The following is a 25,753-nucleotide window of genomic DNA, read 5'->3' on the forward strand; positions in this document are numbered from 1 at the left end:
TTACGCGCATGGCCGGAGGACTTGCTGCACTTCTCGACGACATCGCGACCCTTGCTCGCGCTGCCGCCGCGTCCGTTGACGACGTGAGCCTCGCGGCCGGACGGGCCAGCGCGAAAGCCGCCGGCGTGGTGGTCGACGACACCGCGGTGACCCCGCGCTATGTCACGGGCATCGACCCCAAGCGCGAATTGCCGATCATCAAGAAGATCGCGATCGGTTCGCTGCGCAACAAGCTGCTGTTCATCCTGCCGGCCATCATGCTCGCCTCGCAGTTCCTGCCCTGGATCATCATGCCGGTGCTGATGGTCGGTGGCGCCTACCTGGCGTTCGAAGGTGCGGAGAAGCTGTACGAGGCGCTCACCGGCAAGCACGAAGAAGACAGCAACGAGGGCAAGTCCGAGGACGAGATCGCCTCCGGCGCCATCCGCACCGACTTCATCCTGTCCAGCGAGATCATGGTGATCTCGCTGAAGGAGGTCGCCGATGAGCCGTTCCTGTCCCGCCTGGCGATCCTGATCGTCGTCGCGATCTTCATCACCGTGGTCGTCTACGGCGTCGTCGGTCTCATCGTGAAGATGGACGACGTCGGCCTGGCCATGGCGAAGAAGGAATCCAGCGGCGCGCGCAAGTTCGGCAACGCGCTGGTCAAGGCCATGCCGAAGGTGCTGTCGGTGCTGTCGGTCGTCGGCATCGCCGCGATGATCTGGGTCGGTGGGCACATCCTGCTGATCGCGCTCGACGACATCGGTTGGCATTGGCCTTACGGCCAGGTGCACCACTTCGAGCAGTGGGTGAAGGACTCCACCGGTGCTCTCGGCGGAGTACTCGGCTGGTTCGCGAACACGCTCGCGTCCGCTCTGGTCGGCCTTGTGGTCGGCGGCATCATCACCGCGATCGTGCTGAAGTTCTTCCACAAGGACCACGGCTCCGGTCACGGCGACGACGTGCACACCGTCGACCTGGCCAAGGACGGCACGGACGCCGGCGAGGCGAACCCGGGCCACTGAGCTCCTCCGGCGGGCGCCACCGACGACGCCGGAGAGCGCGACCTATCGTGACAGTCATGGAACGCATCGCGCTGATCTCGGACGTGCACGGCAATCTCACGGCGCTCGAAGCGGTGCTGGCCGACATCGACGCCCGCGGCACGAGGGCGAGTACGGCGGCGACGAACCGGCGCCGTTCGGTGTGCAGTTCGTCCGGGTGCGCTACGACTTCGAGGCAGAACTCGCTTTCAACGAGGCGGTGGGTGCACCGGAGCACGATCTCTATGCCGCCGAGTTGCGCGATCGCCGGTACCGCGGCGACGTCGAGCGTGGCCTGCCGAGCGAGTACCACCGCGCGTCCGTGACGTCGTCCGAGCGACGTCGTAGCGCAACGAAGAGCCCACCGACACAATCCGGTGGGCTCTTCGTTCGCGATGCGAATGCGATCAGGTGGTCTGACCGTCGGTCGGTTCCTCCGAGCTGCGGTCGTCGTGCTCGTGCTCGTGCTCGTCGCGGGGCTGCTCCGACCCGCCGTCCGAGGACGCGTCGTCAGCACGGTCGTCAGCACGGTCGTCAGCACGGTCGTCAGCACGGTCGTCAGCACGGTCGTCAGCACGGTCGTCGCGTCGGTCACTGCCGGCGCCGTCACCGTCCTGCACTTCACGCGCCGGCTCGGGGTTGCCTTCGCCGGTCATGATCGGACGCTCGGCAGCGTTCTCGTCCTTCACGCCGTAACTGCCGCGGACGTCGTCCCATGCCTTGAGCTTGTCCTCGTCGATGTCGATCTTGAGCTCGTCGGGCATCTGCTGCGCCCGTTGATCGCGGGTGGCTTCGTCAGGCCCCTGCTGATCGCGGTCTTCCGGATCGACTGCCTCCAACGGCTTGTCCTCGTCCTGAGCGCCGTCGTCGGTCGGGGCGGCACCGGACGTGGCCGCCGCCGGGGTGGGGGAGTCGACCTCACCGTCGTTGTCTGGGTCGAGACCGGCCTCGTCGGCAACGGTGGGTCTGCCCTCGGTCAGTTCGTCCGAACGCCCGTCACCCGATCTGTCCGATTCGGAGTCGGAGTCCGAATCCGCTGCGGCAGAACCGGATTCGCCCTGGCCACTGTTGTCGGCACCGGTGTCTGTCGGGTCGGATCCCGTCGCACCGTGGTCGTTGCGGTGCTGGGCATCCTGCCACGAACCATCCACCGCCGAGTCCTGGGTGGTGCCGCCGTCACGCTCCGATTGCTGATCCGACATCTGCTGCTCCTTTGCCACGATGAATTGCGAGGTGCTCGGACACTCATTAACGCACCGTCGCGGGCCCCGATGGGCTGTACGCGGGCGGAGGATTGCGCGGACTTTCGCGTTGGTCGGCGGGCGCCGGTATCCTCGCGGAGCCGGCATGGGTGATGACCCGAGAAGCTCAGATGGGCGATGCCAGCGTCCGCTACTGCAGTCAAAGCCGCGTCCACGCGGCAGAAGGAGAACAGGACACTCATGTCCTTCGACTACAAGGTTAAGGACCTCAGCCTCGCCGAGGCCGGCCGTCACCAGTTCCGCCTCGCCGAGCACGAGATGCCCGGCCTGATGGCGTTGCGCGAAGAGTTCGGCGATTCAAAGCCGCTCAAGGGGGCGAAGATCGCCGGTTCGCTGCACATGACCGTTCAGACCGGTGTGCTCATCGAGACCCTCACCGCGCTCGGCGCCGAAGTTCGCTGGGCCTCCTGCAACATCTACTCCACTCAGGACGAGGCCGCGGCGGCCGCCGTGGTCGGGCCGAACGGCAGTGTCGACAACCCGCAGGGTGTTCCGGTGTTCGCCTGGAAGGGCGAGTCGCTGCCGGAGTACTGGGAGTGCACCAACGAGATCCTGACGTGGCCGGGCGGCGAGGGCCCGAACATGATCCTGGACGACGGTGGCGACGCCACGATGCTCGTCCACAAGGGCAAGGAATGGGAGGCCGCCGGTCAGGTGCCGCCCACCACCGAGGACGACTCCGAGGAGTTCTCGGTGTTCAAGGACCTCGTTCGCAAGACGATGACCGAAGACCCGCAGAAGTGGACCAAGATCGCCGCCGGCATCAAGGGCGTCACCGAGGAGACCACCACCGGCGTCCACCGCCTGTACGAGCTCGCCAAGTCCGGCGAGTTGCTCTTCCCGGCGATCAACGTCAACGACTCGGTCACCAAGTCCAAGTTCGACAACAAGTACGGCTGCCGTCACTCGGTGGTCGACGGCCTCAACCGTGCGACCGACGTCCTCATCGCCGGCAAGACCGCCGTCGTCGCGGGATACGGTGACGTGGGCAAGGGGTGCGCCGCAGCGCTGGCCGGTCAGGGTGCACGTGTCGTCGTCACCGAGGTCGACCCGATCTGTGCGCTGCAGGCCGCGATGGAAGGCTTCCAGGTCGCCAAAATGGACGACGCCGCCGAGTACGGCGACATCTTCGTCACCACGACCGGTTGCTACGACGTCATCACCTCCGAGCACATGTCGAAGATGAAGAACAAGGCGATCGTCTCCAACATCGGTCACTTCGACAACGAGATCGACATGGCCGGCCTGGCCAAGCTTCCCGGCATCACCAAGACCGAGATCAAGCCGCAGGTCCACGAATGGACCAAGCAGGACGGCAACTCGATCATCGTGCTGTCCGAGGGACGCCTGATGAACCTCGGCAACGCCACCGGTCACCCGAGCTTCGTGATGTCCAACTCGTTCGCGAACCAGACGATCGCCCAGATCGAGCTGTTCGAGAAGTCAGAGGAGTACGTCGACGAGGACGGCAAGCCCACGGTCACCACGCTGCCCAAGCACCTGGACGAGAAGGTCGCCCGTGCGCACCTCGCCGCCCTGGGTGTCGAGCTCACCGAGCTGACCAAGAACCAGGCCGAGTACCTCGGCGTCGACGTGGCGGGCCCCTACAAGCCCGAGCACTACCGGTACTGATCCGGGAGCATCTGGAATCGGCGTGAGTTCGTGCCCTTCGCCAGGCCTGGCGAAGGGCACGAACTCACGCGCATTCTCGTTGCGGATCCGTTTGCCTTCTGTGTGAAGATAATTCGAGGTGAACGCGAGGAAGGCTGGATCTGAATGAGTGCCCGAGTGCTTGTGGTGGACGATGACCCGTCGCTCGGGGAGATGCTCGGCATCATCCTGCGCGGGGAAGGGATGCAGGTCGCCCACTGCTCGACGGGGTCCGGCGCGTTGGCGGCGTTCCGCGATGCCAAACCCGACATCGTTCTGCTCGACGTGATGCTGCCCGGTACCGACGGCGTCGAGGTCTGCCGACAGATCCGTGCCGAGTCGCACGTACCGATCGTGATGCTGACCGCCCGCACCGACACCACCGACGTGGTCGCTGGACTCGAGGCCGGCGCCGACGACTACGTAAACAAGCCATTCAAGCCACAGGAACTGGTCGCCCGCGTCCGTGCTCGGCTGCGCCGCGGCGACGAACCGGAGGTGGAGCAGCTCCGCCTCGGCGACCTCACGATCGACGTCGCCGGTCACTCCGTCGTCCGCGACGGCGCGCAGATCTCGCTGACCCCGTTGGAGTTCGACCTGCTGGTAGCGCTCGCGCGAAAGCCGTGGCAGGTCTTCACCCGGGAGGTCTTGCTGGAGCAGGTCTGGGGTTACCGACACGCCGGCGACACCCGACTGGTCAACGTGCACGTGCAGCGTCTGCGCTCCAAGGTCGAGCGCGACCCCGAGCACCCCGAGATCGTCCTGACCGTGCGAGGAGTCGGCTATAAGGCCGGACCGAGTGCCTGACCTCGGCGAGCCGCACGCGCAGCAGTCCGCTGCTCGCCGGTGGTTCGCCGCGCTCGGCGCGGCTCTGCTCGCCACCGCGCGCAGCGTCCGACACTCCTGGCGTCGTTCTTTGCACACCCGCGTGGTCACCACGACCGCGCTCGCCGGCGCGATCGTGACGCTGGTGCTCGGTTCCTACATGTACCACCGGATCGCGACGGACCTGGTGGAGTCGCGGACATCGTCCGCCGAGGCCGAGAGCCAGAGCCGCCGCGCCGACGCGCAGGAGATCTTCGCCAGTACCCCGAACACCGACCTCAGCTCGTTGCGGCAGCTCGCCAGCGACATGGTTCAGCAGGTCAGTTCGCCCGGGGACGACCTGTCCCGCCGGGTCGTCTTCATGCAGGCGGCCGACAACATCGCGCAGCCGATCCCGAAAGTCTCCTCCGCGCAGGCGAGTCCGGAGATGATCCCTGAAGCGATCCGGACGGCGTTGAAGGACGACCCCGATCACCAACAGGTGCAGATCATCACCGTCCCGCAGCCGGACGGGGATTCGGTGCCGGCGGTGCTGATCGGTTCGCGGGTGTCGGTGCCGAACGCCGGCCCGTACGACCTGTTCTTCATCTTCCCGATGGACGACGAGGTCACGACGCTGAACATCGTCAAGGGCAGTTTCGCCGCCGGCGGTGTCGCCCTGCTCGCCCTGCTCGCCGCTCTCGCCTACCTGGTGACGCGCATGGTGGTGACGCCGGTGCGGTCGGCCGCGCACGTCGCCGAACGGCTCACCGCAGGTGCGCTCAACGAACGCATGCAGGTGTCCGGCGAGGACGACCTGGCCCGCCTCGCGACCTCGTTCAATGCGATGGCAGACAGCCTGCAACGGCAGATCCGGCAGCTGGAGGATCTGTCCTCACTGCAGCAACGGTTCACCTCGGACGTCTCGCACGAGTTGCGCACGCCGCTCACCACGATCCGCATGGCCGTCGACATGATTCACGCGCACCGCGCCGACTTCAGCCAGCCGCTGTCCCGCTCGGCCGAACTCCTCAGCGCCGAACTCGACCGATTCGAGGCACTGTTGTCCGATCTGCTCGAGATCAGCAGGTTCGACGCCGGGGCGGCTGCCCTCACCCTCGGGCCGGGCGACATGCGTGACCTGGTGGATCGCGTCGTCGACTCCGTCCAGATTCTCGCCGAACGCAACGGCACCGAGATCACCGTTCTCGGCAAGCGCGGCGTCGTCGTCCCGATGGACCACCGACGCATCGAGCGCATTCTGCGCAACTTGGTCACCAACGCGATCGAGCACGGTGAGCGCAAGCCGATCGAGATCGACATCGGTTCCAACTCCGGTGCCGTGGCAGTGACCGTGCGCGACCATGGTGTCGGGCTCGAACCCGGTGACGCTGTCCGGGTGTTCAACCGTTTCTGGCGCGCGGACCCGGCGCGTGCACGTACCACCGGAGGTACCGGCCTCGGCCTGTCGATTTCGCTCGAGGACGCCCGACTGCACGAGGGCTGGTTGCAGGCGTGGGGTTCGCCCGGTGAAGGCAGTTGTTTCCGACTCACCCTTCCGCGTCGGCCGGGTCAACCGATCGGTCGCTCGCCGCTGCCTCTGGCGCCCGACGACTCCCAGGTCGGGCGGGTCATGCCGGCCGGCAACTCACTCACCCTGGGCACGAATTCCGGGAGCCAGACATGAGCCGTGTCCTTCGTTCGATCCTGGTCGCCGTTGTCGCCTTCGTGCTGGCAGCATGTGCCGGCCTTCCGACGTCCAGCGATGTCGAGGCTCGTCGGCCGATCTCCGACGCACCGAGTGCACCCCCGGCCAATGTCGAGTTCTACGGACCGCGCAGCAACGCCGATCCGGTCGAGATGGTGAAGGGGTTCCTGCGCGCCAACGGCAGCGTCGACGAGGACTTCGCCGTCGCACGGCAATTCCTGACCACGGACGCCAGCCGCGGCTGGGCGCCCGGCGGGCGTGTCGCGATCAACCAGGGTGAACGCGACTTCGCGGTCACCCAGGTGACCCCGGGCCGCGTCTCGCTCACCGCGACGCAGTGGGCCGAACTCGACGCCGGCGGACACCTTCGTCAGTCGGCGGTGCCCAGCCACCGCACCGTCGACATCGGCCTCAAACAGGTCGACGGACAGTGGCGCATCTCGCAACTGCCGGCCGACTTCGGACCGTACCTGTCGATGCGTGACTTCCGGGACCGGATGTACACGCCCTACACCGTCTACCTGGCCGAACGCCGCACCCGCACCCTCGTGCCCGACCAGCAGTGGTTCCCTCGCACCGGACTCGCTGCAGCCCTCGCCCGCGCCGTTCTGCGCGGCGCGCCGGAATGGCTGGCACGGGCGCAGGGCACGACGCCCGACCTCAACCAGGTGCCGGGCGGTACGCGCCTCGCGGTCGACGCCGTCCCGATCGATCAGGACGGAGTCGCGACCGTCGACCTGACCGAGGGCGTCCGCACCGCTGACTCCGCCACTCGAAATGCGCTGTGGGCGGCGATGATGGCGACCTTGAACCAGGTGCCCAGGATCCACCGGGTGGCGATCACCGTCGGTGGTTCGCGTCTGGACACTCCTGATCTTCCGGACATGCCGGTCACGCCGACGGACGTAGGGTTCACCGTGCCGGCGACCAAGGACAACGGAGTGATCACGCGGTCGGGGCAGACGCTGCAATGGCGTGCCGACGCCGGCGCGGCGCAGCCACGTGGTCGAGCGCGACCAACTCTGCCGACATTGAACCGCAACTGGTACATGCTGGCGGCCGATGCCGACGGCGGACAGGTCGCGGGGATCAGCGGCGATCGCAAACTGCTCGGACGTTGGGTCAGTGGTGGCCAGGCCTACCAGGTTCCGGCGTTCGGACGACAGTTGACGCGCCCGAGCTTCAACTCACTCGACGAACTCTGGCTCGCCGGCCTGTCGTTGTCGAATGCAGGTCCCGACCGCGAAGTCTCCAGCGGCGCCGCCGTCTGGGTCATGGACACCACGAACTTCGTCGCGACGACGCGGGCTCAGGCGGTGTCGGTTCCCTGGTTGCGCGACGCGCAGGTGCTGTCACTGAAGTCCTCACGCGACGGCCAACGGGTGGCAGTCCTGACCCGGACGCCGAGGGGCGTCACCAAGCTGCTGCTCGCGTTCGTGATCCGGGATGCCAACGGCCAGGCCACGGCGTTGACCGAACCGATCGAGGTCGGGCAAGCCGTCAGCGATGTCAGCGATGTCGCGTGGGCCAACGACGTCACCCTTGCCGTCATCGGGCGAATGCGACCGGACGACGGTCAGCAGATCATCGAGGTGCCACTGAGCGGGTTCGTGAACCCGATGGGCGCCGTACCGGGTGCCGTACACATCGTGGGAACGGGCCGCGGCACCGGCGAACTGTTCGTCGTCACAGGCGATCCGGGCGTGCAGGAGCGGGTTGGCGGTGGCTGGCGGCGCGTCCCCGGCGTCCTCGACGTGGTGGCACCGGGAAGCTGACTTTCCACACGCCGACAGTTGCTCGGCGTGTCGTCCACAACGCTTGCTCGTCGCTCCGACGGCACGCGTGCATCGGGTTGGCTGGCCGCCGTGCAGCGAATCACCCGAGCTCTCCGCCATGCGGCCTTCGGTCTGGAGCGATTGGGGGAACTCGCCGCGCCGCAGGCGTGTGGTGGATGCGGTCGGCGCCACCAGCGCCTGTGCGAGCCGTGTCGGGTGGGTTTCGAACGGCGTCTGGCTCAGCCCGCATTCGGTTGGGTCGAGCGCCCGCTGCCGGGTAGTCCGCCGTGCTGGGCCCACCTCGTCTACGAGGGTGCGGTGACGCGCATGCTTCCCGCGTTCAAGGACGACGACCGAGTCGATCTGCTGCCACCGTTGGCTGCGGCGGTGCGGGCTGCCGTGGAGGGAGTCTTCGACCAGGAGCCTGCGCTGGAGCGTGCCTTGCACACCGGTCGCCTGGTCGTCGTGTGTGCGCCGTCGACAGCCGCGTCGGTGCGGTTGCGGGGTCGACTGCCGCTGCGGGACCTCGTTCGTCGAGCCCTCGAAGGGTCCTCGATGCAGGTGGCCCCGCCAGGCGCACTGCGCTTCGGTCGAGCCGTGCGCGACCAGGCAGGTCTCGGGGTGACGCAGCGGGCCCGCAATCTGTCGGGTTCGATGCGCGCCACCGACGTCCAAGGACGACTTTGCCTGCTCCTGGACGATGTCATCACCTCGGGCGCGACCTTGGCGGAGGCAAGTCGCGCCTTGCGCGTCGCCGGAGCGGACGACGTGGTGGCCCTGACTGCTGCTGCTGCCGTGCTGCGTCGACGCTGACGATGCGTGCCGTGCTGACGGCCGACCAGGCGAAAACCGTTGGACCTCATCGTTCTTCGTGTTCGTTTGGTTCCCGCTGCAGCGCTCTGTCTCACCGTCGTGACCGACTGGCGGACGGTGCGCGATGGGTGCGTCGATCTGTGGACGCGGCGCCCGCGGTGGCATACCGTTGGGTCATGGAGAGGCCTTGCGAAATCTCAGTTCGCAGCCGGCCTTGTGTCGCCACCGGAAAGGCAGGTGGTTCATCAGGAGATCAGGACGCTGAAGTCCGCACGACACTCTTGTAGAACACGAGGAGATTCCATGGAGATCACCGTCACCGGACGTCACACGTCCGTGCCCGAGCGTTTTCAGCGCCACATCGAGGAGAAGCTGGCGAAGGTCAACCAGCTCGACCCGCGGGTCACCCGTTGTGAGGTCGTAGTTTCCCACGAAGCCAACCCACGCCAGGCCAAGGAAGCCGAGCGCGTGGAGATCACCTGCTTCGGCAAGCGGGCCGTGATTCGCGCCGAGGCCAGTGCCGATGACACCTACGCAGCGCTCGACCTGGCGACCACCCGACTCGGGGAGCGATTGCGCCGGCAGCACGACAAGCGCAGGGTGCATCGCGGCGGACGCAAGGCACCCAAGTCTGTGCACGACGCCACTGCACCGCTCGCAGACCTCGACCTGTCGCCCGCACAGGGTGGGGCCGAGCAGGAGCCACCGGTGCCCGAGTCGATCGCGAAGCTCGGCGGTGACGCAGACTGCCCGGTCGAGTTGCGCGAGAAGGTGCACAGTACGTCTCCGATGACGGTCGACAACGCGCTCAGCGCCATGGAAGCCGTCGGACACGACTTCTTCTTCTTCCACGACGTCGACTCCGACAAGCCCACCGTCGTCTACCGGCGGCGCGGTTGGTCGTACGGAATGATCACCCTGGACATTCAGGAGCAGACGGAGCAGAGCGCCTGACAAGTCGAGCGACGGGCGGCGGATCCCTGGCGGGTCCGCCGCTCCCGCGTACCGGGCTACGGGTTGTTGTCGGTGACGCGGTCTAGGCTCGAACCGATGACCGACCAACCAGACCTCACGGCTGTCACCGAGACGCTCACCAAAGCGCAGGCGCGACGAATTGCGTTGGCCGCGCAGGGTTTTCACGACCGACGCCCGGAAGCTTTCGCGGCTTCGATGAGGCACGTGCAGCGAGTGATCGACCGGGTCGGCATCATCCAGATCGACAGCGTCAACGTGCTGGCGCGCAGTCAGTACCTCCCGCTGTTCTCCCGTCTCGGGCCCTACGACACCTCATTGCTCGATCGTGCTCGCGACACCGCGCCACGACGGCTCGTGGAGTACTGGGCTCACGAGGCATCCTTGATCCCGCCGACCACCTGGCCGCACCTCACGTTCCGGATGCGGCGTGCCGAGTCGCAGGCCTGGCGTGGGATGCAGAGTGTGGCCCACGAGCATCCTGAGGTGGTTGCTGCGGTCGAGACCGAGGTGCTGCGCTTCGGGCCGCTCACCGCGCGTCAGGTGGAGGCTCGCCTCAAGCACGATGTGCCGCGCAGCAAGGATCAGTGGGGCTGGAACTGGAGCTTGGTCAAGAACGCACTCGAGCATCTGTTCTGGGCGGGCCGGATCACCAGCGCCGGACGCACGACCCAGTTCGAGCGTCGGTACGCGGCAATCGAAACGGCCTTCCCGCCGGCAGCACGCGCGGTCGCCGGGCCTGAGGCGAGGCCGGCCGAGCAGGAGTCCTTCATCGAACTCGTCCGCATCGCTGCGCGGTCCCACGGCATCGGCAGCGAACTGTGCCTGCGTGACTATTTCCGGCTCAAGACCGAACAGGCCCGCCCCGCCATCGCGGAACTGGTGCGTACGGGCGAGTTGCGCCCGGTCGAGGTGCGCGGTTGGAAGCGTCCGGCATTTCTGTACGTCGATGCGGCTCGTCCGCGGCGGACCGAAGCCGAGGCTCTGCTGAGTCCGTTCGATTCGCTGGTCTGGCAGCGCGAACGCACGCACGACCTGTTCGATTTCCATTACCGCATCGAGATCTACACGCCGGCCGCTGATCGGGTGCACGGCTACTACGTGCTGCCGTTCCTGCACCGCGGCGAACTCGTCGGCCGCGTCGACCTCAAGGCCGATCGCAAGTCGAGCGTGCTTCTGGCACAGCGCATTTCCTGGGAACCGGAAGCTTCACCGACCGCCGCGGAAGCGTTGATGCGCAACCTGCGATCGATGGCCGACTGGCTCGAGCTCACCGATCTTGCGATGCCGACCGACTGATCCTCGGTCAGTCGTTCCGTCGCTGCCGCTCGCGGTAGGCCGCAACGGCCGCGGCGTTGCTGCAACTGGGGGAGCAGAAGATCTTTGACCGGTTGCGGGTCAGGTCGAGCACGACGCCGTCGCAATCGTCCGCCTCACACACGGACAGTCGCGACAGCTCGTCGGCGCGGATGACGTCGATCATCGCCATGGCCGTCTCTACCAGGATGCGCACATCCAGGGGGCGGTCGTCGGCCACGACGTGCAGGTGCCAGTCCAGGTCGTCGTGCCGCACCAGGCGGGGCTGCGTCTGCACCTGCGCGAGCGACTCATTGACCAGTTGGGCCGCGCCGTCCCGATCGGCGGTGAGGATCGCGCGTAGTCGCGGACGCAGCGCGCGGACGGCATCCAGGTCTGCGCGCGTTCGTGGCGCCTGTCCGGTGTACCCCTCGCTGCGGTAGAACTCGTGCAGTTGGTCGAGTTCAGTCATGGTATCCGGCTCCGATGCCGAATTGACCAAGCGCACGGCGGCACGCAGGGCGGGCTCGGTGTCATGAGCAAAGCGCATTTTGACACCTTACATCCCGCCGTCCTACTGTCATTAGTCATGACCACCTTGACTCATGACGACACGCACGTCGCCCCAACCGTGAAGAGCTCGCGTGGGTTGATGTTCGCCCTCCTGTCGGCGCTGTCGTTCGGTGGTTCGGGAGCGCTCGGACGCGGACTCATCGAGCTCGGCTGGACACCCGGTGCCGCCGTGTTCTACCGGATCCTGGTCGCTTCGCTGGCACTCAGCATCCCGACCGCGCTCGCCCTTCGTGGGCGGTGGCATCTGCTGCGCCAGGACGCCCGACTTGTCGTCGCCTACGGCTTGGTCGCGGTCGCCGGTACGCAGTTGTTCTACTTCAATGCGGTGCAGACCATGCCGGTCGCAATGGCGTTGCTGGTCGAGTACGCCGCGCCGATCGCGGTGGTGGCGTTCCTGTGGGTGCGGCACGGACAGCGTCCCTCCCGCACAACCGTTGTTGGGGCGGTGGTCGCGATCGTCGGGCTCGGGCTGGTCCTCGACCTGCTGTCGGGCGCGAGCGTCGACGTGGCAGGGATGACCTGGGCGTTGCTGGCGACGTGCGGTGCGGCGGTCTACTTCATCCTGTCTGCTCAGGAGACGCACCTGCCGCCGCTGGTTCTGGCCGGTGCCGGGCTGTGGGTCGGTGCTGTCGCGATGGGCCTCGCCTGCGCGACCGGAGTCGTGCCTTACGCAACGGCGACCGGCACCGTCGACTTCAGCGTCGGCGACGTCCCGTGGTGGATCGTGCTACTCGTGCTCGGCCTGGTGACTGCTGCGCTCGCGTATGCGACCGGTATCGCTGCTGCCCGGGCGCTGGGCTCCCGGGTGGCCTCGTTCTTCGCGTTGATGGAGGTGCTGTTCTCGCTGATGTTCGGTGCGATCCTGCTCGGCCAGCAGCCCGGGCTCCTCCAGTTGGCAGGCGGCATTCTGATCCTCGGTGGTGTGGTGCTGGTCAAGCTCGGCGAGCCCGTCCCCGAACTCGAGCCCACCATCCCCGACCCCGTCTGACTCACCGAGTGGCCGGGCTATGAACCAGTGGCCGCCCTATAGCCCGACCCCCCGTTCATAGCCCGGCCACTCGGTGAGCGCTGTGTATAAGTCTGACGGGGTCGCAAGCGAGCGGGCACCATCGCCGCATGGATGAGCCCGGACTGCCACCGCTGCTGGCCCGTTCCCGCGTCGAGTTGCTGCGGTGCTCGGACGACCCCTCGGACCTGGTGAAGGTTCGTCATAACCGGTACACCACGGCTGCCGGATGGGCCGCGCTCAATGATCGTCAGAAGGTCGTTTTGCGTGCGCACGCTGCACATGCGGAGTTGGAGGGACCGATCTTCTCGCACAGCACAGCTGCTGCATTGCAACGGATCCCGCTGCTCGGGCAGTGGCCGGAGCACGTCGAAGTGCGATCGGCAGACGATACTCGCGGACGCGCCCATTCGACTGTTCGGCATCGCTGTCAGACCGACCCGAGCACCGTGAAGGTTGATGGCCTTGTCGTCACCTGTCCCGCTCAGACGGCGATCGACATCGGGCGTCTGAACGGGCTGGCAGCCGGCGTGGTTGCAGCGGACGACGTACTTCGGCGGGGACTGGCCTCACGTGGTGATCTTCAGTCGTGCTGGCAGGCAATTCCGCGCGGTGGTCGGGGGCGGCGGATCGCACAACTCGTGGTCCAACTGGCCGACGGTCGATCCGAGTCACCGGGCGAGAGTCTCAGCCGAGTTCGTATGTATGAGAACGGATTTCCGAAGCCAGAACTTCAGCACCGGGTCTTCGATCACATGAAACTCGTCGGCGTCACGGACTTCTGGTGGGAGAAGCTGCGACTGGTCGGTGAGTTCGACGGGAAGCTCAAGTATCAGCGTGACGACGGCGCCGGCGATGCGGACGCCCTTCTGGCCGAGAAGGTGCGTGAGGATCGCATCCGAGGTACCGATCGTCGCTTCGCCCGCTGGGTATGGAGCGATGCGCGACCGGCGGGGGCGGAAGGAATGTGCACGCTACTGGTCGCGCGCGGACTCGTACCTGACCACAGCGCCTGGTTCTGACTACCGAGTGGTCGGGCTATGAACCGGTGGCCGCCCTATAGCCCGGCCGCTTGTTCATGGCCCGGCCACTCGGTCAGTCAGGGCCAGGCGTTCGAAGCGCAGGCGGTCGACGACGCGGCCGTCGCCCAGCGGCTCGGTCAGGCTGTCTCGTCCGGTCTGCCGGAAGCCCGTCCGCCGCGCCACTGCGATCGACGGCTCGTTACCTTCGGCCACATTGATCGAGAGCCGTCTCAGCGCGAGACCTTCGGGTGAATAGGCATATCTTGCAGCAGCATTCACCGCTGCGACGGCCAGGCCGCGACCGCGCGCGTCCGGGTGCACCCAGTAACCGAGCTCGCCCGACCGGGTGCGCTGATCGATGCTCTGGACCGTGACACAGCCGAGGAACTCATCGCCGTCCGGTGCGCAGATCGCCCACCGCTGCCGGTCGGCGGTGACCTGACGTTCTCGGCTGAGCCACTCGCGCGTCTGCTGCAGGGTGCGGTCGGCGGGCCCGTCCAGCCACAGCACCCAGGACGGATCGACGGACGCCTCGTGCGCGCGGTCGAGATCGGACGGCTGCAGCGGACGCAGCCGCACATCATCGGTTCGGACCGGGTGCGGCAGGCGCTCGTCGACCGTGCGATGGCGCTCGGTGGCAAGCAGTTCGAAGTACGCGCCGTCGGTCACCGACCCGTCCGCGTTTGTGTAGGCCTGATGATCGGCGCCCCACTGACGAAAGCCCGCCGTCATCAGGATCTTCTGCGAGGCGATGTTGTCCAGGTCGGTGGCGGCATGGATGCGGGTGAGACCCAGTTTGTCGAAGCCGTGGTCGAGGACGGCAGGGAGTACCTGCGCGATGACCCGTCGTCCGCGCGCGCTCTGCCACAGCCAGTAACCGACCTCGGCGTTGCCGGTGGTGCCCGCTCCGATGTCGAACAACCCGACGTTGCCGAGCGGTTCGCCGCTGTTGGCGTCCTCGATGCACCAGTTGAGCGACGTGCGCCGGTCCAGCCCGAGACGGTGGCGACGCATGAAGTCGGGGAAGGTCTGCTCGGTCGGAAGTTCATTCGCCATGAATCGCCGGGCGTCGGGGTCGGTGACCTGCTCCGGACGTGGAGTGTCGGCGTCCGTCCACTCACGCAGCACGAACCGCTCGGTGCGAAGCGTGGGGATCGAGAAGGGTGCAATGCGCCCGGTAGCGCGATCGTCGGACGCCAGGAGTTCGAAGCTGATCGCGCCGGAATGCGGTCGGTCGTCGTGGGCCAGCGCAGCCCGCTCGGTGGCGCACTCGTTGAAGCCGGCCCGTCGCAGCGCACGCTGCGAGGCACCGTGGTCCTCGTCCGTGCCGGCGTACAGACGGTGCAGACCCAACCCACCGTCGACGCCTGCAGGATCGGTCCGATCGGCGAAGGCATGCGGGATGAGCAGGTCGAGAGCCTCGGCCAGCACTCCGCGTCCTCGGGCCGACGGGAGCAGCCAATAGCCGACCCACCCCGTGCCGCGGATGAAGTCGACGTCGAGGCGGGCGACCTGGATGTGGCCGAGGAGTTCATCGGTCACTGCATCGGCGATGCACCAGAAGACACCCTCGCCGATCGCCATCCGCCGACGCCGGTCTCGCAGCCATCGCGGAAAGTCGCCGGCTTGCGGCTGCATGTCGGCGTTGAAGCGCTGCGCGATCTCGTCCGGGCCGCCCGGCAACTCCTCGTGGTCCCGGTACGGACGCAACACCACGCGCTCGCCGCGCAGCAGCTTCGCCTCCCACCACGGACGTGCTGCACGGTGCTCCCGCCCGAGCGACAACCCCCATTCGGCGCGAGTGAGCGAGCCCAACCAGAGGTTGTCCGAGTCACCGAACGACCCACGGTGCATGTGGCGCCAGACGCCGTCGAAGGCGAAACCCGCCGCCCAGACCGCGCGCCAGGACGCGAAGTTGCCGGCGCCGCAGCGCCAGGTGACGGCCAACGCGTCCAGAGCGTCGAACGCGTGATCGACCACCAACCGGACGGCGCGGGTCATCACCCCGCGCCCGCGCAGTCCAGGGTGCATCGAGTAACCGACCTCCCACGTCCGCGAGCCCCGAGGGTGCAGGTTGATCCCGCCGGCGAACTGCCCGTCCACCTCGATCGCCCACACCGGGTGCACCGGATCGGCAGCCCAGTTGATCGCGACCGAGTCGAGGAACTCCTGCGCCTGCTGCGGTCCGTAGGGATCGGGGAGCGGGATGAACCGCCGCGACCGCTCGTCGTTCGCGAATTCGATGATCCGGTCGGCGTCGCCGGGGTGGTGCGCTCGCAGCGTCACGACGTCGTCGGAGAGCGTAGGGACGTCCGCCGGGAAATTGACCATGTAACGAGCCAATCAGAACGCGGCGAGGGGATCCTCCGATTAACTTCGCCCGTTGGTGCAACAGGCGAGGATCGGACGCCACCGAATCGTCATTGCGCCGCCCATTAGTCTTGGTGGGTCTGTACACGAACGAGGAGCAACAGTGCCGAAGGTAATCGAGAAGGTCCTGCGGGCCGGTGAAGGCCGCACGCTGAAGAAGCTGCAGGGTCTCGCGGCGCAGGTGAACCTGCTTGAGGACGACTTCAAAGCGATGACCGACGCGGAGTTGCGAGCAGAGACCGACAAGTTCAAGGAGCGCCTGGCCGACGGCGAGACGCTCGATGACCTGTTGCCGGAAGCGTTCGCCGCCGTTCGCGAGGCGAGCGTCCGCACGCTGGGCAAGCGTCACTTCGACGTCCAGCTGATGGGTGGCGCCGCGCTGCACCTCGGCAACGTCGCCGAGATGCGCACCGGTGAGGGCAAGACCCTCGTGGCGACCCTGCCGAGCTACCTCAACGCGTTGACCGGCAAGGGCGTCCACGTCATCACGACCAATGACTACCTGGCCGAGTACCAGTCCGAGCTGATGGGACGCGTGCACCGCTTCCTCGGCATCGAGACCGGGTGCATCCTGTCCTCGATGACGCCCGACCAACGTCGCGCCGAGTACAACAAGGACATCACCTACGGCACGAACAACGAGTTCGGCTTCGACTACCTGCGCGACAACATGGCGTGGAGCTCCACCGAACTGGTGCAGCGCGGCCACAACTTCGCGATCGTCGACGAGGTGGACTCGATCCTCATCGACGAGGCGCGCACCCCGTTGATCATCAGCGGTCCGGCCGACGAGGCCACCCGCTGGTACACCGAGTTCGCCAAGATCGTCGAGCACCTCACCTGTGCGCCGAAGAAGGCCGGCGAGAACAAGCCGGGCGACGGCGACTACGAGATCGACGAGAAGAAGAAGTCCGTCGGCATCATGGAGTCGGGTATCGAGAAGGTCGAGGACCTCCTCGGTATCGAGAACCTCTACCAGGCCGAGAACACCCCGCTGATCGGTTACCTGAACAACGCCATCAAGGCCAAGGAACTGTTCAAGAAGGACAAGGACTACGTCGTCAAGGACGGCGAGATCCTCATCGTCGACGAGCACACCGGACGCATGCTCTCCGGCCGTCGCTACAACGAGGGCATGCACCAGGCGATCGAGGCCAAGGAGGAGGTGGAGATCCAGAACGAGAACCACACCATGGCCACAATCACCCTGCAGAACTACTTCCGCATGTACGACAAGCTCGCCGGCATGACCGGTACGGCCCAGACCGAGGCCGCCGAGTTGCACCAGATCTACAAGCTGGGCGTCGTGACCATCCCCACCAACAAGCCGATGGTCCGTAAGGACCAGGCCGACCTGATCTACCGCACCGAAGAGGCGAAGTTCCGCGCCGTCGTCGACGACATCGTCGACCGCCACCGCGAGGGACAGCCGGTCCTGGTCGGTACGACGAGCGTCGTGAAGTCGGAGTACCTCTCGGAACAGTTGCGGCGCAAGGGAGTTCCGCACGAGGTCCTCAACGCAAAGTTCCACGAGCAGGAAGCCCAGATCATCGCGCAGGCCGGCCGCAAGGGCGCCGTCACGGTCGCGACGAACATGGCCGGTCGAGGCACCGACATCATGCTCGGCGGTAACCCCGAGCACATCGCTGTCGCCGCGCTGAAGCGCAAGGGTCTCGACCCGGAGCGGACGCCTGAGGAGTACGAGGCTGCTTGGGACGAGGCGCTCGCGAAGGCGGAGAAGGCGGTCGAGCAGCAGCACGAGGAGGTGCTCGAACTCGGAGGCCTGTACGTGCTCGGCACCGAGCGCCACGAGTCGCGCCGTATCGACAACCAGCTGCGTGGTCGCGCCGGCCGCCAGGGCGATCCGGGCGAGAGTCGCTTCTACCTGTCGTTGCAGGACGACCTGATGCGCCTGTTCAACGCGAGCATGGTCGACCGCTTCATGCAGACCGCGAAGATCGAGGACGAGGTCCCGATCGAGTCCAAGATGGTCAGCCGCTCGATCCAGTCGGCGCAGACCAGCGTCGAGGCGCAGAACTTCGAGATCCGCAAGAACGTCCTGAAGTACGACGACGTGCTGAACCGGCAGCGCGAGACCTTGTACAAGGAGCGCCGCCGCATCCTCGAGGGCGAGGACCTCGAGCCCCAGGTGCGCCACTTCATCAACGACGTCGTGGACGCGTATGTCGACGGAGCGACCGCGCAGGGCTTCTCCGACGACTGGGACCTCGACGAACTGTGGTCGGCGTTGCGCGACCTCTACCCGGTCTCGATCACGATCGAGGAGATCGAGGACGAGGTCGGTGGCCGAGCCGGTTTGAACCGCGACATCCTCGTGCAGGAGATACGCTCCGATGTCCACCACGCCTACGACACCCGCGAGAAGGCCTGGGGCGCCGACGTCGCTCGTGAGGTCGAACGCCGCGTCATGCTGTCGGTTCTGGACCGCAAGTGGCGCGAGCACCTCTACGAGATGGACTACCTCAAGGAGGGCATCGGCCTGCGCCAGTTCGCCCAGCGTGACCCGTTGGTCGAGTACCAGCGCGAGGGTTACCAGCTCTACTCCGCGATGAACGACGCGATCAAGGAGGAGGCCATTCAGAACCTCTTCCACGTCGAGGTCGACCCGGACGAGGTGCAGGCATCCCTGCCGGAGAAGACCGGCGAGAAGCTCACGCTGACCGCACCGGGCGAGGACGGCCAGGCGCACCAGCACCAGATCACGGACGACGGTCGTGTTCTCGATGACGAGGACGACAGCCAGTTGCCGCGTGCGCAGCGCCGTGCCAACGCGCGCAGGGCGAAGAAGGCGAAGGCCTCTTCCCAGAAGTGACCTGCACGATGAAGGCGGCCGTCCCTCTGGTCGGCCGCCTTCGTCTTTCGTTGCACGTCAACCCATTTCAAGCTCGGTGAGCAACCAGCGTCCGTCGCATCCGCTGAGCCGCATCGCGACAGCGCGGACACGACCGCGGTCGTAGACGACCGCACTCACCTCGGCGATTCCGTCAACGGCATCACACACGCGCACGCGTAATACGCGACTCGGGCGTCCCGGCCGTGCGCCGCGACGAACCGCAGTCGCGTACGCACGGCGGACCCGTTCGCGCAGTTCGAGGGTCAGACAGCGCTCGATCTGCGACGGTGGACGGACCCCGCTCATCACCTCGAGCAGGCCGTGCACCAGCCGCGTACCCCACGCCGTCGGGTCGGGCAGGTCACCGGTACTGCAGTGCTGCGGACCGAACTCGACGTCGTGCCGTCCCGACCGGAAATCGACGGCGAGCGATGACTGGTCCAACGAGACCGACTGCAGATGGCGGCGCGGTCGGGCGGCCGGCAGCAGGCTCGGCGCCGGCCGGGAGTGGACCGGCGTGGGTACGTGGACGGGTGCGACGCTCATCGGGAACTCCCTTGTCTGGCAGTGAAATCGGTATCAGTGGGCGGGTGAAGGATCTGGCCCGCGAGCAGTAGGTCCGGGTTGTCGCCGATGACCGTTCGGTTGGCCTCGTGCCAGGCAGGAACAGCCCGCGCGATCTGCGCGGCGGACGCGTCAGGGCCGAGAGCTCGTCCGACGATCGCCCAGAGTGTGTCGCCCCGGTGCACGACGACCGAGTGATCGTTCGCGGCACCGGGCATCACGAGCGCGCTCCGGTCGGCCGGGTCGACCGCCTTCGGTGCGGTCGGCAGCCATCCGGGGTCCGGTGCCGGGTCGTCGGACATTGCACTCGGAGCCGCCCGGAAGTCGGGGGTCGGCAAAGGAGAACCGTTCGTGGACAACGCAGTTGCCGGGGCCGTGGCGACTGCGTCCGGGCCCGTCGGTGATGCCGACGCCGGTACTCCTGAGAAGGACACCGTCCATCCGGCGATCGCGATGAGCGCCGTGGCAACGAGGCGGGTGGCGCCGTCGACGCGCATCCGCGGACGGGCGATCTCGGTCCGCGCCACGAGCGCGACGGCGCCTGCCCACGCGCACGTGATGGCCAGCGCGGTCAGCAGCGCGGTCGACCACAGGGAATCGAAGGACACGAACGGTTCGCGACCCTGCTGCAGGAGTGTCAGCACGCACCAGGACGACGCGGAAGCTGCGACAGCGGCGAGCAGGAGTGCGAGAGCTCGTGCTCTCCTGCGGGTGGACTCATCGATCATGAGATGACAATAAACGTAAGAAAACGTCATCAACAGTCTTCACACGTAAGATGTGAGTAAAGTTCTGCGCGGGTACTCTCCCGGCATGCGGTGGGACCACTTGTTCGATGACCTCGAAGCACAGTTCGCGCAGCGCGAACGCCAGGAAGTTCTGGCCCAGGTACCCGATCGCACCCGCCATGAGCGGGCTCAGGTCTCGTGGTTCGACCGGGTGGCGGCGGGAGTCGGCACGAAGATCGTCCTGTCGACGGTGGCCGGTCCGGTCGAGGGAGAACTCACCGACCTGGGCCGCGACTGGGTGGTCGTCGAGGAGCCGGGCCGTTCGAGCGCGATCGTTCCGGCGACGGCGATCGTCAGCATCGGCGGACTGGGCCGCCGCAGTGATCAGGCGCCTTCGGTGACCCGTCGGTTCGGGCTCGGTGTCGCCCTGCGCGGAATCTCCCGAGACCGTTCAGCGGTGGCTGTCCACGACACGGCCGGATCGGTGTGGGTGGGCACGATCGACTTCGTCGGAAGTGACCACGTCGAGGTGGTGCTGCACCCAGCGGATGCGGTGCGCCGAGGCGGCGCGGTGACCGGCCGCCGGGTTCTGCCATGGGCGGCGATCGCGGTCATCCGGCGGATCGGCTGATCACTCGGTCACGGTGCCCGACTCGACCTTCGAGCGGGTGTCGGCGTACGCCCGTTGGATGTAGGCCTCGAGTTGATCGGCTTCGATACGCCACGACTTTCCCACCTTGATCGCCGGTAGATCCCCTGAACTGATCAGGCCGTACACGGCTCGCGCAGAGATGTTCAATGTCTCCGCGACGTCCGAGATCTGCAGAAAGCGGGCAGGCACCGAGGCGTCCTTTCCGGTCGGCCGAAGTGGTGGTCATCGGGCTGAGCACGTGCTGTGGCCATTGTGGCGCATCGCAGGTTTGAACAAGTTTTTACCTGTGGACAACTCGCCTTGGCGTGGATCCGAACGCAAGATGAAGCGGATAACACGTATCGACGGGAGAACGACCGATGGGCGACACCCACACCACGACGTCTCGCACGACGCCTCGCGCGACGTCGCAGTCGGCTGCCGACGGGCGTCCGGCCCAACGCCTGCAGAAACCGTCGTGGAAGGACGGTCGCCTCATCGCCGGGGTGCTGCTGGTGATCCTGGCGATGCTCGCGGGCGCGCTGACCCTCAAGCAGTTCGACTCGTCCGTCGAGGTGCTCCGTGCGAAGCGGACGCTCCTGCCGGGCGACTCCGTGACGGCATCCGATCTCGAGGTGGTCAAGGTGCGGATCGACAACGGGCGAGAAGGTTACTTCGGCACCGGCAAGAAGCCGACAGGCACCGTGCTGCGGGAGGTCCGCGAAGGGGAACTGGTGCCGACGAGCGCCATCGGGTCGGCCGGCGAGGTGAACGCGAAGAGCATCGGTCTGCCGGTCGCCGGCTCGCAGGCGGCCGCACTGGTGCGCGGCTCGGTCGTCGACGTGTGGGTCGCGCGACGCACGCCGGGTTCGACCGGTACCAACGACTTCCAGCGTCCGACCAAAGAGGTACAACGGGCGACCGTGCATCGTGTGCCCATGTCAGGATCGGGCCTCGGAGTGTCGTCCGGCGGGGACCAGGTCTACGTCCTGGTGCCCGATGGGAAGGTTGCCACGATCATCGAATCGGTGAACGGTGGTGCGAAGGTCACGCTGATCCCCGCCGCGGGTTCACCGATGAAGGGCAACTGATGGCGATCGCGGTCATCACCGGGGTCAGTGCGCACGCCGAGGCGGAGATCGCTGCGGTGCTCGGCGCGGCGAACGGGGTGGATCTGGTCCGACGCTGTGCTGATCTCGCTGAGGTGCTCGCCGTCGCTGCCGCCGGTCGTGCGGAGGTGGCGCTGGTCTCGGCGGACCTGCCCGGTCTCGATCTGTCGTCCGTACGCGAACTACGCGACCAGGGCGTACGTGTCATCGGCGTGTTCGCCGACGAGTCGCAGGAGCGCACACTGCGTGAGTGGGGTGTCAGCTGGCTGATCGGTGATCGAGCTGCCCAGGACGAACTCCTCGAGCAGGTGCACGCGGCGGCGACGACCGACGTACCGCGTGTGGCAGCCCTGCCCGAGGAGGATGCCGGTTCTCCGGCACCCAACGAGCAGGACGAGGACGGCAAGGTCATCGCGGTCTGGGGCACCGGGGGCGCACCCGGACGTTCGGTCCTCGCAGCCAACCTCGCCGTCGAGTTCGCGTCTGCCGGAGAACCCACGATGCTGATCGACGCCGACACCTATGGTGCGTGCCAGGCCCAACTGTTCGGCGTGCTGGATGAAGCACCGGGCGTCGCCGCTGCGACACGGCTGGCTGAAGCCGGACGCCTCGACACCGTCTCGCTCGCCGGGCTGGCGCCGATGGTGGGGGAGAGGTTGCGCATCCTGACCGGCCTGCCGCGCCCGGACCGTTGGCCGGAAGTTCGTTCTGCTGCACTGCAATCGGTACTGGAAACCTCGAAACGGATGCATCGATGGACCATCGTCGACATTGCGGCACCGACCGATCTGGACGAGGAGTTGAGCTTCGACACCGTTGCGCCGCAACGGAACATGGCCACTCGTGCAGTGCTCGACAACGCGGACGAGGTGTTGGTCGTGGCTGCCGGTGACCCGATCGGAATCGGCAGGCTCGTGCGCGCGATCGACGAGGTCAAGGAACTCACCGTCGCTCGGTCGACGGTGGTGGTCACCAAGGTTCGCGCATCGGCCGCCGGTCGTAACCCACGTCAGGAGATCGAGCACGCGCTGCAGCGGTTCGCCGGCGTCGAACCGGTGTTGATCCCGGACGACCGCGACGCGTTGGACGCTGCGCTGCTCGCTGGCAGGGCACTTGCCGAAACCGCCCCGTCGTCGCCGGCGGCAGCAGCGATCCGCGCACTCGCGCACGAACGGTTGGGTCTGGCGCAGGGCCGTCCCGCGCGCCGGGGAAGAGGTCTGCGTAAGCGAGCGGGCTGACCACCAGGGATGAGAACATAGCCGCGTGGCTGATCGACTGACCTCACTCGACGCGTCCTTCCTGTACCTGGAGGACGCCACCACGCCTATGCACGTCGGTTCGGTGATGGTGTTCGACCCGCCGGCGGAGGGGTTCGAGTACGACAACATCATCGACCTTGTCAGCAACCGCATCGCTTACGTGCCGCGGTACCGCCAGCGGGTTCGGCACACCCCCGGACGCATCAGCAACCCGGTCTGGGTCGACGACCGGGACTTCGACATCACGTATCACGTACGTCGCTCCGCGCTGCCGAAACCGGGCAACACCGCCCAGTTGGAGGAGTTCGTCGGACGTATCCAGTCGCGCGCGCTGGATCGGGATCGTCCGCTGTGGGAGCTGTACCTCGTCGAAGGGCTTGAGCGCGGACGCTTCGCGATCGTCACCAAGACCCACCAGGCACTCGTCGACGGTGTGAACGCGATCGACATCGGCCAGGTGATCGTCGACTCCGACGCGGGCCGCGAGGACCAGATCCCGCACACCTGGCGGGCGCGTCCGGAGCCGTCGGCGATCGAACTCGTCGCCGACAGCATCTTCTCGATGCTGCGCAGCCCGGGGCGAGTGATCCGCGAGGGAGTCGAGGTACTGACCAACGTTCACACTCTGGGTCGGCGAGTCGCGGGCACGGCAACCGATCTGTTGGGTGTGCTGGCCCGGAGCACCGCGATGCGGGCGCCGAGCAGCCCGCTCAATGCGCAGGTCAGCGGGTATCGGCGGTATGTGATGCTGGAAAGCAAGCTCGCCGATTACCAGAAGGTGCGTACCCGCATCACGGCCGACAGCTCCAATGAGCACGTCACCGTCCATGACGTCGTGCTTGCTGCGGTCGCGGGCGGTCTGCGGGCGTGGCTGATGTCGCGTGGGCAGGCAGTCGACAGCGGTGCGACGATCCGCGCAATGGTGCCGGTGAGCACGCACTCCGTCGACGACGACCCGGACCAGGACCAGGTGACCGCATGCTTCATCGACCTCCCCGTCGGGGAGCCGAATGCACGGATGCGACTGCACCAGGTCGCGTACGCGATGCAACAGCAGGTTGATTCGCGCACCGCCGTCGGAGCGCGGTCGCTGTCGGGCCTGTCCGGGTTCGCGCCGCCCACCCTGCACTCTCTCGGGGCTCGCCTCGGTGGTGTGATGTCCCGCCGGATGTTCAACCTGGTCATCACCAACGTCCCCGGGCCGCAGCACGAGCTGTACGCCGCGGACGCCGAGATGATCGGTTCCTATCCGGTGATCCCGATCGCCAAAGGTCAGGCGCTCGCCATCGGTCTCACGTCGTACAACGGCAAGGTGTTCTTCGGCCTCACCGCAGACCGCGACTCGATGCCTGACGTCGAGATGCTCGGCCAATGTGTCGAGGAAGCACTTGCCGAACTCGTGTCCGAGAGCTGAGGAGGCACCCGTGACCACCATGCGCCGGATCTACCTTCCGCTGACCACCGAGCAACTCCTCGCGCTGCGCGACGGACGTGAACTCACCGACGAGCGATTCGACGCATTCGCGGTGACGGACGCAGCTCGCGCCGGACGCCCTGGTGTCGACGACGACGAGGTGCACGAGTACGCCGCGAGCCAGGACGCCGCGCTGGCCGCGATCGCGCTAGGGGCGCAGGTCGTCGCCGCTGCTGACGTCGCCGAAGGCTCGGTGACGGACGGTAATGCCGACGCGAAGGTGGTCGCCTGTGGACCGTTGCCGCTCAAGCGGTTTGCCAGCTTTCACCTGATCGATGGCGACGCGGCCGCCGAGCATCCGGACCAGGACATCGAACTGTCCTGGTTCGACGCCACGGAGTTGGGACTGCTTCTCGACGTGATCGACCACCAGTGACCGAACCCTTCCCGCTCGCCCCGGACGAATCTGTCCGTCTCGCGACGCAGGTTGTGGCACAACGGTTCTCCTCCCCAGTCGCGGCCTGGCTCGGCGGGAGCGTAGTCCGGGGAACGGCCACCGTCCTGTCGGACCTGGACATCACCGTGCTGCTGGACGGACCACCTGCACCGATGCGGGAGTCGCTGCGAGTCGACGGCGTTCCGGTCGAACTGTTCGTCCATACCGAATCGTCGTTGGCGTTCTACCGGGCCGCGGACCAGGATCGTAGGCAGCCGACGATGCAGCGGCTGGTGGGCGAATCGGTCGTCCTGATCGATCGGGACACGCGGGAAAGGGCTGGTGCTTGACGAGTTCGTTGCCCGGTCTGCGAGGGGTATGGACGCTGGTGATCGAGCAGGCCGACTTATCCGGGCCATGGCGTTCACGAGTAACCGGACAGTTCGACGTCGAAAGACTGCGGTCGCCGAGCGTCTGAGACG

At 66.8% G+C, this 25,753-nt stretch carries 23 protein-coding genes; 17 read left to right on the forward strand and 6 right to left on the reverse strand.

Translation table 11 applies throughout. The features are described from left to right. Nucleotides 1-8: 8 nt before the first annotated feature. Nucleotides 9-1,007, forward strand: coding sequence for a DUF808 domain-containing protein (locus MF407_RS03760; RefSeq protein WP_239701366.1), 999 nt, complete (start codon nt 9-11; stop codon nt 1,005-1,007). A 425-nt stretch (nt 1,008-1,432) separates the two neighbouring features. Here MF407_RS03760 and MF407_RS03765 read toward each other — a convergent pair whose 3' ends face one another. Next, on the reverse strand, nt 1,433-2,227 hold the full coding sequence (locus MF407_RS03765) for a hypothetical protein (RefSeq protein WP_239701367.1): 795 nt from the start codon (nt 2,225-2,227) through the stop codon (nt 1,433-1,435). A 240-nt stretch (nt 2,228-2,467) separates the two neighbouring features. Here MF407_RS03765 and ahcY point away from each other — a divergent pair, with 240 nt between their 5' ends. From ahcY to MF407_RS03800, 7 genes are all read left to right on the forward strand, one after another. Next, the gene (ahcY, locus tag MF407_RS03770; protein WP_239701368.1) at nt 2,468-3,919 is read left to right on the forward strand and encodes an adenosylhomocysteinase; all 1,452 of its coding nucleotides are present in this window, start codon (nt 2,468-2,470) and stop codon (nt 3,917-3,919) included. 144 nt (nt 3,920-4,063) lie between these two features. Continuing rightward, nucleotides 4,064-4,744, forward strand: a complete 681-nt coding sequence (gene mtrA / locus MF407_RS03775) for an MtrAB system response regulator MtrA (RefSeq protein ID WP_129625770.1) — start codon at nt 4,064-4,066, stop codon at nt 4,742-4,744. Continuing rightward, a complete protein-coding gene (mtrB, locus tag MF407_RS03780; RefSeq protein ID WP_239701369.1) occupies nt 4,737-6,428 on the forward strand; it encodes an MtrAB system histidine kinase MtrB in 1,692 nt (563 codons plus the stop codon). The genes mtrA and mtrB overlap by 8 nt, the downstream gene beginning before the upstream one ends. Next, nucleotides 6,425-8,224 (forward strand): LpqB family beta-propeller domain-containing protein, encoded by a 1,800-nt coding sequence (locus MF407_RS03785; RefSeq protein WP_239701370.1) that lies wholly within the window; start codon nt 6,425-6,427, stop codon nt 8,222-8,224. Before mtrB ends, MF407_RS03785 begins: the two co-directional genes overlap by 4 nt. A gap of 27 nt (nt 8,225-8,251) precedes the next feature. Further along, nucleotides 8,252-9,037, forward strand: coding sequence for a hypothetical protein (locus MF407_RS03790; RefSeq protein WP_239701371.1), 786 nt, complete (start codon nt 8,252-8,254; stop codon nt 9,035-9,037). A gap of 303 nt (nt 9,038-9,340) precedes the next feature. Continuing rightward, nucleotides 9,341-9,991, forward strand: coding sequence for a ribosome-associated translation inhibitor RaiA (gene raiA, locus MF407_RS03795; protein ID WP_129625766.1), 651 nt, complete (start codon nt 9,341-9,343; stop codon nt 9,989-9,991). Nucleotides 9,992-10,087: 96 nt separating this feature from the next. Next, a complete protein-coding gene (locus MF407_RS03800; protein WP_239701372.1) occupies nt 10,088-11,308 on the forward strand; it encodes a crosslink repair DNA glycosylase YcaQ family protein in 1,221 nt (406 codons plus the stop codon). A gap of 7 nt (nt 11,309-11,315) precedes the next feature. On the opposite strand, the gene MF407_RS03805 is transcribed toward MF407_RS03800, so the two are convergent. Further along, a complete protein-coding gene (locus tag MF407_RS03805) occupies nt 11,316-11,855 on the reverse strand; it encodes a CGNR zinc finger domain-containing protein (RefSeq protein ID WP_239701373.1) in 540 nt (179 codons plus the stop codon). A gap of 39 nt (nt 11,856-11,894) precedes the next feature. Between MF407_RS03805 and MF407_RS03810 the strand changes: the two genes are divergently transcribed. Next, nucleotides 11,895-12,866: a DMT family transporter gene (locus MF407_RS03810; protein ID WP_239701374.1), complete on the forward strand. Its 972-nt coding sequence runs from the start codon at nt 11,895-11,897 to the stop codon at nt 12,864-12,866. 128 nt (nt 12,867-12,994) lie between these two features. Beyond that, entirely contained in the window at nt 12,995-13,906 is a 912-nt protein-coding gene (locus MF407_RS03815; RefSeq protein WP_239701375.1) for a hypothetical protein, read from the forward strand. A gap of 54 nt (nt 13,907-13,960) precedes the next feature. Here the strand turns inward: MF407_RS03815 and MF407_RS03820 are convergent, their stop codons facing one another. Next, nucleotides 13,961-16,237, reverse strand: a complete 2,277-nt coding sequence (locus tag MF407_RS03820) for a GNAT family N-acetyltransferase (RefSeq protein ID WP_239701376.1) — start codon at nt 16,235-16,237, stop codon at nt 13,961-13,963. 142 nt (nt 16,238-16,379) lie between these two features. On the opposite strand from MF407_RS03820, the gene secA reads away from it, so the two are divergent. After that, complete coding sequence (gene secA, locus MF407_RS03825; protein ID WP_239701377.1) at nt 16,380-19,109, forward strand: preprotein translocase subunit SecA; 2,730 nt, start codon at nt 16,380-16,382, stop codon at nt 19,107-19,109. Between the two features lie 57 nt (nt 19,110-19,166). Here the strand turns inward: secA and MF407_RS03830 are convergent, their stop codons facing one another. Both MF407_RS03830 and MF407_RS03835 read right to left on the reverse strand, forming a co-directional pair. Next, nucleotides 19,167-19,676: an Rv3235 family protein gene (locus MF407_RS03830; RefSeq protein WP_239701378.1), complete on the reverse strand. Its 510-nt coding sequence runs from the start codon at nt 19,674-19,676 to the stop codon at nt 19,167-19,169. Beyond that, a complete protein-coding gene (locus MF407_RS03835) occupies nt 19,673-20,422 on the reverse strand; it encodes a hypothetical protein (RefSeq protein ID WP_239701379.1) in 750 nt (249 codons plus the stop codon). Before MF407_RS03835 ends, MF407_RS03830 begins: the two co-directional genes overlap by 4 nt. A gap of 85 nt (nt 20,423-20,507) precedes the next feature. On the opposite strand from MF407_RS03835, the gene MF407_RS03840 reads away from it, so the two are divergent. After that, entirely contained in the window at nt 20,508-21,053 is a 546-nt protein-coding gene (locus tag MF407_RS03840) for a hypothetical protein (RefSeq protein ID WP_129625758.1), read from the forward strand. On the opposite strand, the gene MF407_RS03845 is transcribed toward MF407_RS03840, so the two are convergent. Then, the gene (locus MF407_RS03845) at nt 21,054-21,263 is read right to left on the reverse strand and encodes a helix-turn-helix domain-containing protein (RefSeq protein WP_129625757.1); all 210 of its coding nucleotides are present in this window, start codon (nt 21,261-21,263) and stop codon (nt 21,054-21,056) included. It lies immediately after the preceding gene. Nucleotides 21,264-21,433: 170 nt separating this feature from the next. Here MF407_RS03845 and MF407_RS03850 point away from each other — a divergent pair, with 170 nt between their 5' ends. From MF407_RS03850 to MF407_RS03870, 5 genes are read left to right on the forward strand one after another with little or no spacing between them, the layout of a single operon-like run. Beyond that, nucleotides 21,434-22,144, forward strand: coding sequence for an SAF domain-containing protein (locus tag MF407_RS03850; protein ID WP_239701380.1), 711 nt, complete (start codon nt 21,434-21,436; stop codon nt 22,142-22,144). Then, nucleotides 22,144-23,400 carry a hypothetical protein gene (locus MF407_RS03855; RefSeq protein ID WP_239701381.1) on the forward strand — a complete coding sequence of 419 codons (1,257 nt, stop codon included), beginning with the start codon at nt 22,144-22,146 and terminating at the stop codon, nt 23,398-23,400. Before MF407_RS03850 ends, MF407_RS03855 begins: the two co-directional genes overlap by 1 nt. A gap of 25 nt (nt 23,401-23,425) precedes the next feature. Next, nucleotides 23,426-24,835, forward strand: coding sequence for a wax ester/triacylglycerol synthase family O-acyltransferase (locus MF407_RS03860; RefSeq protein WP_239701382.1), 1,410 nt, complete (start codon nt 23,426-23,428; stop codon nt 24,833-24,835). Nucleotides 24,836-24,845: 10 nt separating this feature from the next. Then, nucleotides 24,846-25,271 carry a hypothetical protein gene (locus MF407_RS03865; RefSeq protein ID WP_239701383.1) on the forward strand — a complete coding sequence of 142 codons (426 nt, stop codon included), beginning with the start codon at nt 24,846-24,848 and terminating at the stop codon, nt 25,269-25,271. Then, nucleotides 25,268-25,621, forward strand: a complete 354-nt coding sequence (locus tag MF407_RS03870) for a nucleotidyltransferase domain-containing protein (protein ID WP_239701384.1) — start codon at nt 25,268-25,270, stop codon at nt 25,619-25,621. The genes MF407_RS03865 and MF407_RS03870 overlap by 4 nt, the downstream gene beginning before the upstream one ends. The last annotated feature ends 132 nt before the right edge of the window (nt 25,622-25,753 follow it).

It is taken from the genome of Yimella sp. NH-Cas1 (genome assembly GCF_022359705.1).
In the GTDB taxonomy this organism is placed as follows: domain Bacteria; phylum Actinomycetota; class Actinomycetes; order Actinomycetales; family Dermatophilaceae; genus Yimella; species Yimella lutea.

Coding starts and splice junctions, on each gene's coding strand:
- MF407_RS03760 (WP_239701366.1), top strand. CDS start 9: ATGGCCGGAGGACTTGCTGCACTTCTCGACGACATCGCGACCCTTGCT.
- MF407_RS03765 (WP_239701367.1), bottom strand. CDS start 2,227: ATGTCGGATCAGCAATCGGAGCGTGACGGCGGCACCACCCAGGACTCG.
- ahcY (WP_239701368.1), top strand. CDS start 2,468: ATGTCCTTCGACTACAAGGTTAAGGACCTCAGCCTCGCCGAGGCCGGC.
- mtrA (WP_129625770.1), top strand. CDS start 4,064: ATGAGTGCCCGAGTGCTTGTGGTGGACGATGACCCGTCGCTCGGGGAG.
- MF407_RS03785 (WP_239701370.1), top strand. CDS start 6,425: ATGAGCCGTGTCCTTCGTTCGATCCTGGTCGCCGTTGTCGCCTTCGTG.
- raiA (WP_129625766.1), top strand. CDS start 9,341: ATGGAGATCACCGTCACCGGACGTCACACGTCCGTGCCCGAGCGTTTT.
- MF407_RS03800 (WP_239701372.1), top strand. CDS start 10,088: ATGACCGACCAACCAGACCTCACGGCTGTCACCGAGACGCTCACCAAA.
- MF407_RS03805 (WP_239701373.1), bottom strand. CDS start 11,855: ATGCGCTTTGCTCATGACACCGAGCCCGCCCTGCGTGCCGCCGTGCGC.
- MF407_RS03810 (WP_239701374.1), top strand. CDS start 11,895: ATGACCACCTTGACTCATGACGACACGCACGTCGCCCCAACCGTGAAG.
- MF407_RS03815 (WP_239701375.1), top strand. CDS start 12,995: ATGGATGAGCCCGGACTGCCACCGCTGCTGGCCCGTTCCCGCGTCGAG.
- MF407_RS03820 (WP_239701376.1), bottom strand. CDS start 16,237: ATGGTCAATTTCCCGGCGGACGTCCCTACGCTCTCCGACGACGTCGTG.
- MF407_RS03830 (WP_239701378.1), bottom strand. CDS start 19,676: ATGAGCGTCGCACCCGTCCACGTACCCACGCCGGTCCACTCCCGGCCG.
- MF407_RS03835 (WP_239701379.1), bottom strand. CDS start 20,422: ATGATCGATGAGTCCACCCGCAGGAGAGCACGAGCTCTCGCACTCCTG.
- MF407_RS03840 (WP_129625758.1), top strand. CDS start 20,508: ATGCGGTGGGACCACTTGTTCGATGACCTCGAAGCACAGTTCGCGCAG.
- MF407_RS03850 (WP_239701380.1), top strand. CDS start 21,434: ATGGGCGACACCCACACCACGACGTCTCGCACGACGCCTCGCGCGACG.
- MF407_RS03855 (WP_239701381.1), top strand. CDS start 22,144: ATGGCGATCGCGGTCATCACCGGGGTCAGTGCGCACGCCGAGGCGGAG.